At 75.3% G+C, this 12567-nt stretch carries 11 protein-coding genes; 3 read left to right on the top strand and 8 right to left on the bottom strand.

Features of this window, described 5'->3' with window-relative positions; translation table 11 throughout:
- Positions 1–53: 53 nt before the first annotated feature.
- The 6 genes from EV562_RS15170 to EV562_RS15150 form a co-directional block, all read right to left on the bottom strand.
- Positions 54–1202, bottom strand: a complete 1149-nt coding sequence (locus EV562_RS15170; protein ID WP_133887321.1) for an FxsB family cyclophane-forming radical SAM/SPASM peptide maturase — start codon at positions 1200–1202, stop codon at positions 54–56.
- Positions 1203–1270: 68 nt separating this feature from the next.
- Positions 1271–1423, bottom strand: a complete 153-nt coding sequence (locus EV562_RS35095; protein ID WP_166661800.1) for a hypothetical protein — start codon at positions 1421–1423, stop codon at positions 1271–1273.
- Positions 1420–4803, bottom strand: coding sequence for a tetratricopeptide repeat protein (locus EV562_RS15165; protein WP_133887320.1), 3384 nt, complete (start codon positions 4801–4803; stop codon positions 1420–1422). Before EV562_RS15165 ends, EV562_RS35095 begins: the two co-directional genes overlap by 4 nt.
- A gap of 3 nt (positions 4804–4806) precedes the next feature.
- Entirely contained in the window at positions 4807–5805 is a 999-nt protein-coding gene (locus EV562_RS15160; RefSeq protein WP_133887319.1) for a MoxR family ATPase, read from the bottom strand.
- A 178-nt stretch (positions 5806–5983) separates the two neighbouring features.
- Positions 5984–7942, bottom strand: coding sequence for a trypsin-like peptidase domain-containing protein (locus tag EV562_RS15155; protein WP_133887318.1), 1959 nt, complete (start codon positions 7940–7942; stop codon positions 5984–5986).
- Between the two features lie 5 nt (positions 7943–7947).
- Positions 7948–8304, bottom strand: a complete 357-nt coding sequence (locus EV562_RS15150; RefSeq protein ID WP_133887317.1) for a CU044_2847 family protein — start codon at positions 8302–8304, stop codon at positions 7948–7950.
- A 188-nt stretch (positions 8305–8492) separates the two neighbouring features.
- Here EV562_RS15150 and EV562_RS15145 point away from each other — a divergent pair, with 188 nt between their 5' ends.
- From EV562_RS15145 to EV562_RS15130, 3 genes are all read left to right on the top strand, one after another.
- On the top strand, positions 8493–8675 hold the full coding sequence (locus tag EV562_RS15145; RefSeq protein WP_003961784.1) for a DUF6104 family protein: 183 nt from the start codon (positions 8493–8495) through the stop codon (positions 8673–8675).
- An 834-nt stretch (positions 8676–9509) separates the two neighbouring features.
- A complete protein-coding gene (locus EV562_RS15135; RefSeq protein ID WP_166661799.1) occupies positions 9510–10457 on the top strand; it encodes a DUF4097 family beta strand repeat-containing protein in 948 nt (315 codons plus the stop codon).
- Position 10458: 1 nt separating this feature from the next.
- On the top strand, positions 10459–11544 hold the full coding sequence (locus EV562_RS15130; RefSeq protein WP_133887315.1) for a PadR family transcriptional regulator: 1086 nt from the start codon (positions 10459–10461) through the stop codon (positions 11542–11544).
- Positions 11545–11639: 95 nt separating this feature from the next.
- On the opposite strand, the gene EV562_RS15125 is transcribed toward EV562_RS15130, so the two are convergent.
- Together EV562_RS15125 and EV562_RS15120 are read right to left on the bottom strand one after the other, a co-directional pair.
- Positions 11640–12209, bottom strand: a complete 570-nt coding sequence (locus tag EV562_RS15125) for a Clp protease N-terminal domain-containing protein (RefSeq protein ID WP_133887314.1) — start codon at positions 12207–12209, stop codon at positions 11640–11642.
- Positions 12209–12418 (bottom strand): helix-turn-helix domain-containing protein, encoded by a 210-nt coding sequence (locus EV562_RS15120; protein ID WP_133887313.1) that lies wholly within the window; start codon positions 12416–12418, stop codon positions 12209–12211. The genes EV562_RS15125 and EV562_RS15120 overlap by 1 nt, the downstream gene beginning before the upstream one ends.
- Between the last annotated feature and the right edge of the window lie 149 nt (positions 12419–12567).

The following is a 12567-nucleotide window of genomic DNA, read 5'->3' as shown; positions in this document are numbered from 1 at the left end:
CAATTGTGCGTCAAAGCGGCCTGGTTCGCGCCGAGTTGGACGTGACGTCCGGCTCATGTGGCGACACGGACGGTGTCCTCGAGGCGGTGCGCGACATGCCGGATCAGCCGCTCCAGGTCCGCGCAGTACACGCTCGGGTGACCGAATCCCGAGCCGGGCACGTACCGGTGCACGTAGTTGCCGCCCCCGCAGACCCGGCCGACCGGGCAGGCACGGCACTCCTCGCCCAGGGCCCGCTCGCCCAGCTGGCGCGCCGCGATGCCGGGGTGGCGCAGGGCCGTGTCGAAGGAGTGCCGGAACACGTCCAGCCCGGTCTCGGCGGCGCCCCGGTAGGCGGTTCTGAGCGAGTCGACCTGCTCGATCGCGCCGTCCGTCTCGACCACCACGGCGGCCACCGGTGACAGCCCCACCGCCTCGGCCCGGCTGGGCGCCCCGAGGAGCAGGGCGACGATCTCCTGGAAGAGCCGCACCCGGGTGCGCAGCCGTCCCGCGTCCCACCAGGCGTCGAAGACCGTGACCAGCCAGTCCCCGTACGGCGTGGTCCGGGGCCGGTGCCGGCCGGGCGGGCCGCCGTCCAGACCCGGCGGCGGGTTTCCCCAGTTGGCGTGCGGCAGCAGGAGGTCCAGGCGGGGCGGGGCCAGCTCCAGCAGGGAGTGGTAGACGTCCAGCGGTTCGGCGGCGAGGTCGACGGTGCACAGGATCCCGGCGTACGCCTGCGGGTGCGCGGCGAGCCGGCGGGCGGCCGCGAGGGCGGCGGGCCAGGCGGGCCGGCCCGCGTGGTCGACCCGGCGCGCGTTGTGGGCGGCACGTCCGCCGTCGAGGCTGAGGCCCACCCGGATGCCGTCCTCGGTGAGCTGTTCCAGGCCGCGGTCGGTGAGGCGGGTGCCGTTGGTCTGCACGGTGGCGGTGATCCGGCAACCGTCGGGGACGGCCCGGCGGACGGCGCGGACGTACTTCCGCACGGGCTCGGGGCCGGCCAGGAGGGGTTCCCCGCCGTGCAGTTCGACGCGGATGTGGTCGAGGCCGTGGGCGGTGACGTGCTCGGCGACACGGGCCGCGGTGTGCTCCATGACGCGGGCGCCGACACGGGACGGGCGGTCCCGCCAGCCGTCGTCCTGGCCGCGGTAGAGGTAGCAGTAGGTGCAGTCGAGGTTGCAGCGGCCGTGGACCTTGAGGACGAACTGCCGCAGGGGCGTCGGCACGTGTCCCCGGGGCTCCGGCGCGTCGGGCCGCGTCGCGGACCGGCAGGCGGGCGGCCGGGGCCGGGCCGTCACGGGGCGTCCTCGTAGTAGGCGACGACGGTGGTCTCGCCGTCGCGGGCGCTCAGTTCGGCGAGGACCGCGGCGAGCACCGGGTGGTCGGAGCGGACGGGCCGGTGGAGTTCGGGCAGGGGTGTCTCCGTCTCGTCGGTGGGGTGGGTCACGCGTCGGCCGTTCCGGAGGTGAGGCGGGCGATGTCCGCGCGGAGCTGCTCGGCGAGCCCGGGGTCGGGGGTCAGCCGGAGGGCCTCGCGGTAGTCGGCCAGGGCGGTGCGGGAGCGGCCGAGCAGTTCCCGGACGCGGCCGCGGCCCTGCAGGGCCAGGGCCAGGGCCTCCCGGCCGCCCTGGCCCTCCTCCCGGGCGTGCTCGCCGCTGCGCGTGTAGTGCTCCACGGCCTTCTCGGCGTGGTCGACGGTGCCGAACCGTGCGTGCAGGAGCTCGGCGACGATGCCGCGGTGCAGCAGGAAAAGCGCCTGGAACTGCGGTTCTTCGGAGTCGCGGACCGCCTCGCCGAGCAGCCAGTCCGCCTCGTACAGGTCGGACAGCACGTGCGCGATCTCGTAGCGCGCGACGTGGGCGTCGGCGAGCTGATACCGGCGGTGGGGCAGTTCGCGGTCGTCGGGAAGGGTCCCTTCGACGGCCCGCCGGAGCAGGTCCACGGCCCGGTGGACGTCCTGCGGGCTGTCGTGGCGGCCGGCCCGCTCGCGCAGAGCGGTGCCGCAGTCGGTCAGCACGGCGGGCAGCCGTGGGTCGTCCTCGCGCAGCAGTCGCAGGGCCGCCTCCCACGTGTCGACGGCCAGGTCGACGGAGGCGGGGTCGCCGGTGCGTTCGTAGCTCTCCCAGTGGGCGTTCGCGGCGCGGGCGCGGCACTCGACGCGCAGGTCCTCGTCGTCACCGGCGGCTTCCTCGGCCCGTGCCAGCGCGTGGAAGAGCAGCGAGCGGTCACCGTCTCCCCCGGTCCCGGCGAGGTCCACGGCGGAGGCGACGTCGAGCCAGGCCCGGCAGCGCTCGCCGTCCGGAAGGCCGTTCTCCTCCCGCAGCACCGCCATGAAGTCCTCGGTGGCCGCAGCGGCCGCGTCGGAGCTCCGGTCCGTCTCGGGGGCGGTGGCGGCGACGGCGCCCTGCCCGGCGAACTGCCGCGCCAGGTCCAGCCAGAGCCGTCCCCGTTCGACGCGGACGCGGTCGGATCCCTGCACCTCGATGGCGGTGGTGGCGGCGTCGACGGCGCGGTACAGGTGGGCGACGTACCACTCCTCGGGGCGCGCGGCGGCCGGATAGGGTCCGTCGGGTCCGGGCCGGCTCGCGCCCACCAGTCCGACGAGGCGGCGCAGGTGCAGCAGGGCGCCGGCGGCGAAGTGCCGTAGGCGGTCGCTCTCGGTCTCCGTGGCCAGGACGGCGGCGAAGTCGCCCTCGGCCAGGTACAGCAGGACCGCCCGGGCGAACTCCACGGCGGCGCGCGGACTCTGCGGGGCGGCGCCGACCGCCCAGTCCCGCAGGTCGTCGGGGATGCCCGGGAAGCCGATGCCCTCGTCCTGCAGCGCGGAAGCCTGGTCCGAGCAGATCATGGCGCGGACGAACCTCCCGTGCCCCGTGATGCCCCGCAGGTCCGCGACCACCTCCCAGGCCTCACGCAGATCGTCGCCGCGCGCGCCCACCCGCCACCGGTCCATCAGGCACTCCGCCAGCAGTTCGGCGGCCGCCACGCGCCGCTCACCCGCGCGGGCCACCGTGAGCACCCGGCGCAGCCCGCCGACGGCGGCGTCGAGATCGCGGGTCTGCCCCTCCGCCCGGAAACGGACGTGGGCGTCACGGGCCCGCTCCAGCAGCACCCCCGCGTCGGTCCCGGGGGCGACGACCGTCCTCGGCAGCCGGGCGCCGAGTTCGCGCAGCACCTCCGCCGACACCTCGGCGAACGCCCGCAGTCCGGGTGGCTCCGCCGGGCCGGCACCGGTCGCCGGACCGGTGCCGGGGACCGCCAGGGGGTCGGTCGCGGGGACGAGCTGCTCGCCCGGAGTGACCGCGCCGCGCAGGAACGCCCCCGCCAGGGCGGGGAAGTTGCGCACGCTGCGGCCGAACCGGCGCTCGACGTACTCGGAGCAGTGCTTGAACAGCAGCTCCGCGTCCTCGACGGTCAGCCGGGCCCGCAGTTCCGTGGCGACGCCGGGCAGGAAGCGGTACCGCACCGCCTGCGGGTCGTCCGTGTCCGACTCGCGGCGCAGCAGCCCGCCGAGGAGCACCTCGGACAGGACGTCGGGCCCGCTCCCGGCGAGCATGGCGTGCTGGACCAGCTGCATCACCGGCAGCTGGAGCGGCACCGCCGACAGGTACACGGCCAGGCGGCGCGCCTCCGGGGAGGCGGTGCGCAGGAAGGCCCCGACCCGCTCGGCGCCACCGACGTCCTCGGCCGCGCGCACGGGCGCCGAGGAGGCGGGGTGGTCGGCGCGCACCCAGCCCGCGGCGGCGGCCAGGGACTGCCCGGTGGCACCGGACACCAGCCGTGCCCAGCCCTCCACCGACGGACGGCGCAGCGCCAGCACGGGCACGGGCAGCGCGCCCTGCTCGGCCACCGCCCGGTCGGGGCGGAACTCCAGCGCGCCGGCCGGGCCTTCGCGCCGGTGCAGCGTCCCGCGCCGGGCCGGCAGATGGGTACGGGCCCACATCCGCTGCGGCAGCGGCTGGGCGACCGCGACGGGGGCCGTCGCCGCCCAGCGGTGCAGCAGACGCTGCATGCGGCCGCTGCGCCACATCGGTCCGGCGCAGTCGCTGAGCACCAGGGTCACCCGGCGGCCGGTCGGATCGCTGAGCTGCTCGGGCGCGTGCAGCGGCCCGTCCGGTCCCGGGCGGGAGGAGCAGCCGGGCCGGCCGCCGGAGCCTTCGTGCAGGTACTGCACCTGCAGCTCGCGGAAGGCGCCGGCCCGCGCGCAGACCTGGCGCAGTTCGTCCAGGGCCTGCTGCCAGACCACGGTGGAGGTCGACACGTCCATCAGGAGCAGCAGCCGGGCCTCGCGGCGCCGGTCGGTACGCAGTACCGGCAGGACCAGACCGGACTCCGCGGCCCGTTCGACGGTGGCCCGTTCGTCCAGGGTGCGCGGGACCGGACGTACGGGGGCGCGGTACCGCTGCAGCGGGCGCAGGCCGCGCTGCAGGGCGAGGGGTTCGGGCAGCACGGGGGCGGCCGGGACCCGTACGGGCGCCGGCCCGGCACCGGCACCGCCCGCGCCGCCCGGGGGGCCGTCCCCGCCGGGGGCGAACAGCCAGGCGCCCTCGACGGCGGCGGTCTCACCGGGGCTCACGGACTGCCCGGCTCCCGGGGACTGCGGGGCCGATGCGGACGGCCCGCCGGGCGGGGCTCCGGCCGGGCCCTCCGGGCGCGCGGGTCTTCCGGCCGCCGCGGCGGAGGGGGCGGGCAGCCAGCGGGCCAGCCACAGCGCGTCGGCGAGTTCCTCGACGCCCGGTCCGATCCCGGCGTCGCGCATACGCGCGACCAGCGCGGCGAGCACGGGCGCCGCGCCGTCGGCCGGGATCGGGGAGTCCTGGGCGGCCATCGGCTACCGCGGCCCGCGGTCCAGGGGCTGCATCAGGAGGTCCGAGATCTCCTCGCGCCGGTGCGCGGCGTCACGGGCGGCGTACTGGGCAAGGAAGATCGCGTTGAGCAACTGGTCGGTGGGCCGCAGCGCCCCGTCCGTCTCGGCGCGGGCGAACTGGTCCACGATGTCGCGGTTGTCGTCGTACGCCCCCTGGCCGAAATGGGCCTGCACCAGGGCGGCGAGGCGTTCGTCGCGCGGGGCCCTGAGGTCGAGCGGGATGCAGCGGCGCAGCAGCGGGGCGGGGAACTCGCGCTCGCGGTTGCTGGTCATCACCACGAAGGGAAAGGCCCGGCACTGCACCCTGCCCTCCGTGACCGCGACCCGCCTGCCGTCGTCGGTGAGGACCTCGACGACCGGGGTGCGGTCGGCGATCCGCTCCAGCTCGGGAATGGCGAACGAGCCTTCCTCCAGCACGTTCAGCAGGTCGTTGGGCAGGTCGATGTCGCTCTTGTCCAGCTCGTCGATGAGCAGGACGCGGGGCCGGTCGGCGGCGAGCAGCGCGGTGCCGAGCGGGCCGAGCTTGATGTACCTGCCGATGTCCGGGGCGCCCCGGCCGTCGGGCAGCTGGGCGTCCTGGAGGCGGCCGATGGCGTCGTACGTGTAGAGGCCGTCCCGCAGTTCGCTGCGGCTGACGACCGGCCACTCCAGGACCCGGCCGAGGCCGAGTTCGTAGGCGACGGAGTGGGCGAGCGTCGACTTGCCGACGCCCGGCTCACCGGTGACGAGCAGCGGGCGGCGCAGGTAGAGGGAGGCGTTGACCAGTTCGAGGGTGCCGGGGTCCTGGATGGGCAGCGGGACGGTGCGCGCGCCGAGCCTGCGCCGGGTGGAGGAGCCGGGTCCCGGTACGTCGTAGTCCACGGCCGGGGTGTCGAAGGCCCGCCACGGGGGCGGGGCGGGCAACTGCCCGATCCGCTCGGGATCCGGCTGCCCGGTGCCCCGGTAGATGAACCACTCGCTCATGCGGTGCTCCTCGTCGACGGTCGGTGGTTGTCCACGGCCTGGCCGACGAGGGCGTCGTGCACCCGCAACGGGCCCCTGGGAATGTACCCGGAACCCACCCCGGATCCGGCGTGTTCCGGCCAGTCGCGACCTCCCGCGCGGCGCCTGCCGGGCGGGTGCCGGGGTGCGCGTGCGGCCGTCACAGGGGCGCGTCCAGCGTCCCGCCCTCTTCGGAGGGCAGGGGGCGGCGCGGGTCGTCGTACAGGAGGGCCATCGGCTCGGCCCAGGCGCGGTCGTCCCGCAGTTCGCTGATCTCCTGGCGGACGTGGCGTATCCGGTCCGGCAGTTCGGCCAGGGAGCCGAGCGTGGCGAGGAGTTCCTCCGCCTTGGCGTAGAGGGTGTCGCAGGACTCGGGGCAGACCCGGGAGGAGTGGCCGTCGACGTGCCACAGCGCGATGCCGTGCCCGCCCTCCAGGGCGAGCCTCATGGCGGTGCGTCCGGGGTCGCGGCCGGCCGGGCGGCACATGACCGGTATCAGGTCGAAGGCGGCGTCGCGGTAGTCGTGGGCGCCGGGGAAGCCGCCCTGCCCCGGGGTGCGCCAGCCGCTGAAGCGCCGCCGGGCGGCCATCGCCTGCCACCGCTCGGTCCAGAGTTTGTCCGGATCTCCCCGGCGCTCGAGGGCGCGCAGCACCACCCGGCGACGCGCCCCCAGGTGGCCGGCGTCGTTGAGCTCGGCTATGTCGTCGAACCGCCAGCGGTGCACGGCGGTGTCGAAGTGCTCGACCGGAAGGGCGACTTCGAGGGGCACCGGCCGGCCCTCCTGGTCCCTGGCCCGCAGCAGCCGGCCCAGCGGCGCGCGCAGTGCCTGGACGAGGTCGGCGGGGTCGTGCCCGTGGACGGAGCCGTCCACCTCGTGGAGTTCGGGCTCGCCGTGGCCGTCGTCGTACCAGATCTGCCAGAAGAACCGGGTGGGCCGCGCGCCGATCACCGGGTCGAGCAGGACGGCCACGGTCGCCCCCTCGCCGGGCCCCGGGTAGGGGATCACGACGCGTTCCGGCGCGGTGCCGGGGGCCGGGCGCAGCCCTTCCGGGAGGGTGGCGTCGTGGACGAGGTCGTGCAGGGGACGGCTCGGTTCGCGGCGCAGCCGCCGCTCGATCCACCGTCCGAGGGCGGACGCGTCGCCGCCCCGGGATTCCGTGTACAGCTCGACGAACCTCAGGTAGCGCAGGAAGGTCAGGGCCTGCAGCGGCCGGGCGCCCTCGTAGAGCAGTCCCGTGCCGTCCCGCCAGGTGAGCAGTTCGGGGGTGGCGCCCGGCCAGGTGTTGCGGCTGCGCGCCTTCTTCGCGAGCAGTTCGACGGTGGGCGCGTCCGGCGGCGGGGGCAGTTCGGCGAGCAGGCGCAGTGCCTCCCGGCGGTCGGCGGGGGTCCACTGCTCGCCGGCGGCGACCGGGGGGCCGCCCTGGAGGTCGATCCAGTTGTCCCCGGCGGGGGACTGCGGCTCGTCGCCGTGCCAGCGGTCGTGCGCGGCCAGCAGCGTGCGGTACGTCGGACCGAAGCGCCGCAGGGCGGAGACGGCGACGGCCTTGCCGCCGTCCTGCTGCTTGCGCCGCGACTTGACCAGCCCGATCACGGCTCCCGTCTCCGGGTCGAGGAGCGGGCCGCCGGAGACCCCGCTGGGGAAGTCGATGTCGGGCTTGATGATCAGTCCGTGCCGGTCCTCGTGCCCGTTGATCTCGGCGTCGACGATCCGGAAGTGCGTCTCGGGCGGCCCCGGGTGGTAACCGCACACCTTGAGGGCACCGGAGTGGAGCACGGCCCGGTCGGCGAGCCACACGCACTCGTGCTGGTGCTCCTCGGGCTCCCCGGCCAGCCGCACCAGGGCCAGGTCCTCCTCCAGCGGGACGGTCGGGCGGCGCGGGTCGGTCAGCAGCCACTGCTCCAGCCGCGCCTCGGCGTCGATCCCCTCGCCGCGCACCCGGAAGACGGTGCCGGGGTCCGCCGCGAGGTGCGGGCGCAGCACATGGGCGGCGGTGAGCACCCGGCCCGGCGCGACGAAGAAGCCGCTCCCCCACAGCGGCGCGCCGTCGCCCTTGACGGGCAGCAGATGCACGGTGGCGGCGCGGGCGAGTTCGTAGAGGCGGTCGCTCCCCTCGCTCATGCGGCTCACTCGTGCGTGGCCGGCGGCCCGCCCGCCTGCCCGTCGGGCCGGTCGAACCGCCAGGTGAGCGTCACCTGGAGCGACGCCTTGGTCTCGCCCCGGGCGAGCACCGCCACGGCCAGTCCCTCCTTGGCGGTCAGCTCCACGCCGAAGGTGATGGCGGCCTCGCTGGGCCCGGCCGCGCGGGCCGCGCTCAGCACGGAGGATCCGACCCCGGTGATCAGCTCCTGGAGCCGCTCGATCTTGGCGACGGCCGCCTCGGTGAAACCGACGTCCTCCTGGTCGTCGTACCCGCCCGCCTCGCCGATCCGGGCGGTGATCACCGTCCCGTCCGGCAGCAGCACGTCCTGGATGTGGCTCATTCCGCTCCCCCGTCGAGCCCGCCCCGCCCCAACCGGGCGCGAGCACCGGTCACTTGACCCAGACGAGGCTAATACCCAGCCCGGCGGGCCGCGACCCCCACCGGCGGGCGGGAGGAGCACACGGGGCGCACGGACTACGCTGGACGGGTACGCCGTGGGGCCCGTCCCACCCGCATCAGGAGCATGAGTTGTACTTCACCGACCGAGGCATCGAGGAACTGGAGAAGCGGCGCGGCGAGGAGGAGGTCACCTTCGAGTGGCTCGCCGAACAGCTGCGGACCTTCGTCGACCTGAACCCTGACTTCGAGGTCCCGGTGGAGCGCCTGGCGACGTGGCTGGCGCGGCTGGACGACGAGGACGAGGACGAGTAGGGCGGGACAGCCGACGCGCCGACCGGGGCGGGCAGCGCGGCCGGACGGGTGGCTCACCGCCGACGACGCGGGGGCGGGCCGTCGAGGACGCGGGGGTGCGCCGCGGAGGACGCGGGGGTGCGCTGTCCGGGAGGCGGGGGTGCGCCGCCGAGGACGCGAGGGTGCGCAGTCCGGGACGGGCAGCGGCAGCCCTGGTGCGGGCAGGACGGCCGGAGGGTACGCACGGACACCGCCTGGCGCGCCGGGCAGCGCGTCGCCGGGGAAGGGCGGGTACGACCGGGACGGTCAGCTCGCCGCCGGGGTCGGGCAGCTCGCCGCCGGGGGCGGGCAGCGCAGCCGGGCGATACGCGCAGGACACCGACCGGGGCGCGCAGCACGAGCGGACGGTACGCGCAGGACACCGAGCGGAGCGGACAGCACGAGCGGACGGTAATCCGGGCGGCGATGCGGCTCTCGTCGGCGGCCGTGCGGCGTCCGGCTCCCTCGGCCCACCGCACGCCGGGCTGGGCCCGCGCGGCCGTGCCGAGGCGGTCGGCCTCCTCCCCCGGGGGCCGGTCCGGCCGGGAGGGCGATCCCCGCGCGCGTGAGCACCGCCAGCAGCCCGCGCAGCCTGGCGCGCGCCCCGGCACCGGGACCGTGACCTGCGTCCGGTTGCCCGGGCCGGGTCAGCCGGTCCAGTGACTGGCGTCCAGGGCGCGGTGACAAGTCAGGACAGAGCGGTCGGAACGGCCGCCCATCGATCACTAGAACGGGCATCTTGACTTTCCGCGACCACGATATATCGTGAATGGGCAGGGACGCGATATGGCGCGTTCGGTCGAGGAGGTCTGCCCCATGTCCGAGTGGTCCGTCGCGGAGCCCAAGAAGCTCACCTTCGACGAGTCCGTGAGCCGGCTCCATGTACGCATCGTCAGTGGGACGGTGAACGTGGTGGGCACGGACGAAGGTTCCGCCCGCCTGGAGGTCTCCGAGATCGAGGGCCCGCCTCTCGTCGTGACCCACCGGGACGGTGTGCTCACCGTCGCCTACGAGGACCTGCCCTGGAAGGGGTTCCTCAAGTGGCTGGACCGCAAGGGCTGGCGCCGCAGCGCGGTGGTCTCCCTCGCGGTGCCGACCGGCACCCGGGTGGAGGTGGGCGCGGTCAGCGCCGCGGCCGTGATCTCGGGCCTCGACGGATCCGCCGAGGTCAAGGGCGTCTCCGGGGACACCACCCTGGTGAGCCTCGCGGGCCCCGTCCGCACGGACACCGTCTCGGGGAGCGTGGAGGCGCAGGCCCTCACCGGCGACCTGCGCTTCAACTCGGTCTCCGGCGACCTGACGGTGGTGGAGGCGGGCTCCTCCGTGCGGGCCGAGTCGGTGAGCGGGTCGATGATCGTCGACCTGGACCCGGCCGGCGGCCCCACCGACATCAGCCTGACCAGCGTTTCGGGCGAGATCGCCATCCGGCTGCCCCAGCCCGCCGACGCCCAGGTCGAGGCGAACACGGCCAGCGGCTCGGTCAGCAGCGCCTTCGAGGACCTCCGGGTGGGCGGTCAGTGGGGCGCCAAGCGCATCACCGGGAGGCTCGGCGCGGGCAACGGCCGGCTGAAGGCCACCACGGTCTCCGGCTCGATCGCCCTGCTCCGCCATCCGGCGCCGCAGGACACGTGGGAGCGGGAGCCGCGGGACACCGGCCCGGCGGAGCACGCACAGCGCGACTCGGGGGACAATTCCGCTTCCGTCCGGGACCAGGACGCCACCGGCGCCCCTTCCGACGGCACGACCGACAAGAAGGTGCTCTGACATGCCCCCCGTCTTCGCCCACGGCCGCCTCCGCCTCTACCTCCTCAAGCTCCTGGACGAGGCCCCGCGCCACGGTTACGAGGTGATCCGGCTCCTCGAAGAGCGCTTCCAGGGCCTCTACGCCCCCTCCGCGGGCACGGTCTACCCGCGCCTGGCGAAGCTGGAGACGGAGGGCCTGGTCACCCACACCACCGAGGGCGGCCGCAAGGTGTACGCCATCACGGACGCCGGGCGCGCCGAGCTGTCCGACCGCAGCGGGGAGCTGGCCGACCTGGAGCTGGAGATCCGGGAGTCGGTCGCCGAGCTGGCCGCCGAGATCCGGGCCGACGTGCGGGGCGCGGCCGGTGATCTGCGGCGGGAGATGCGAGCGGCGGCCACCGCGGCCCGCCGGGGCACCGGCTCCGGGGCGCAGGACGAGGGGGGCGGCTTCGCGGGCGGCACCGGCGACGCCGACGAGAAGGAGGCCTGGCGGGCCGCCAAGGAGGAGATGCGGCGGGTCAAGCAGGAGTGGAAGGAGCAGGCGCGCCGCGCCAAGGACGAGAGCCGCCGCGCCCGTGACGAGGCGCAGCGAGCCCGGCGCCAGGCCAAGGAGGCCCAGGAGCGGGCCCGGGCACAGGCGCAGGAGGAGGTCCAGCGCATCGCCCAGCGCGTACAGGAGCAGGTGCAGACACACTTCTCGCGCGGTGACTGGCCGACGGGGCTGCGGGAGGGCCTGAGCGAGCTGGCCAAGGAGGTCGGCGACTTCGGAAAGGACTTCGGGAAGGAGTTCGGCAAGGACTGGGGCTTCGGCCGCCCCGCCTCCGGGAGCGCGGCCCCGCGCACCGACGCCTCCCCCGGCCCCGACTACTCGGTCACTCCCGAGGACTTCCCCGCCGGTTACGCGCCGGGCTGGGCCCACGAGGACGCCGCCGAATCCACCGGTGATCCGGGCCGCGACCTGGACCGGCTGCTCGACCGTTTCCGGGACGACATCCGCGACGCCGCCAGGGACCACGGCGTGACGGAGGACCAACTGCGCGACACCCGCCGCCGGCTGGCGGAGGCCGCGGTGCACATCGGATCGATCCTGCGGACACCGAAGGTTTGAGCCCGGCACGGCGCGGCGCGCCCGCCCCCGATCTCGGGACCGCCACGCCGTACGGGGGGGGGGCGACCGGCGGCACGCGTGGACCGGCCCTCCGGTCAGGCGCAGGCCGCCCCGGCTCCGTCGCCCAGCACCCTGGTGAGCGACTCGTGGGTCACCCCGTGGTCGGCGAGGACCTCCGCCGGCACCCCGGGGCGGAGGACCAGGGCAAGGAGGAGGTGCTCGTCCCCGATGTGCCGGTCGCGCCGGGAGACGGCGACGCGCAGCGCCTTCTCCAGGACCTCCTTGGCGCCCCGGTTGAAGCCGCGGTGCCCGGACCACCGCCGCCTGTCGCCCTCCCGGTCGTCCGCGGACATGGCACCCACTCCGTGGGCCTCCTCCACCCGGGCGACGATCTCGGAGACGTCGACCCCCAGACCGGCCAGGGCTTCCGTCTCGGCCCGCGACAGACCAGCTCGCCGCCGAGCGCTCTCCAACGCCTGCCGCACGGCGTCCCGCCGCTCGCCTGCACCGAGGGCCGCCAGCGCGAAGGAGGCTCGGCTGCCTTCGCGGTCCAGCAGGGCGAGCAGCAGGTGCTCGGGGCCGACGGTGCCCGCACCCGCCTCTTCGGCATGGCCGACCGCCCCCCGCACCACCGCCCGGGCGTCCTTCGTGAATCGCTCGAACATCAATGCCTCCCGTACTTCTTGTGCACGGCCTGCCTGCTGACCCCGAGTTCCGTGGCGACCTCCTGCCACGACCAGCCCTGCTGACGCGCGCTGCGCACCTGTACGGCCTCCAGCTGCTCCACCAGCCTTCGCAGAGCGGCGACGGCCCGCAGGCCGATCCGGGGATCACGGTCACCCGCACGCATGGCGAGATCCGTTGCTTCACTCATGCTGTCAATTTAGGTTGACAGTCACGCCATGTCAACCATGGTTGACATCACTGTGTGGCGGCAGCGCACGGGCGCGCGCACGCGAACGGCGGGCCCGGAGAAACCGGACCCGCCGCCGTGCCTCGGGAGAGGCCTGAGGAGTCGGGACG

The sequence above is a fragment of the Streptomyces sp. BK208 genome, assembly GCF_004364245.1.
GTDB lineage: Bacteria > Actinomycetota > Actinomycetes > Streptomycetales > Streptomycetaceae > Streptomyces.
The sequence above is the reverse complement of the archived record's forward strand: the minus strand, read 5'-3'. Positions and strand labels throughout refer to the sequence as shown.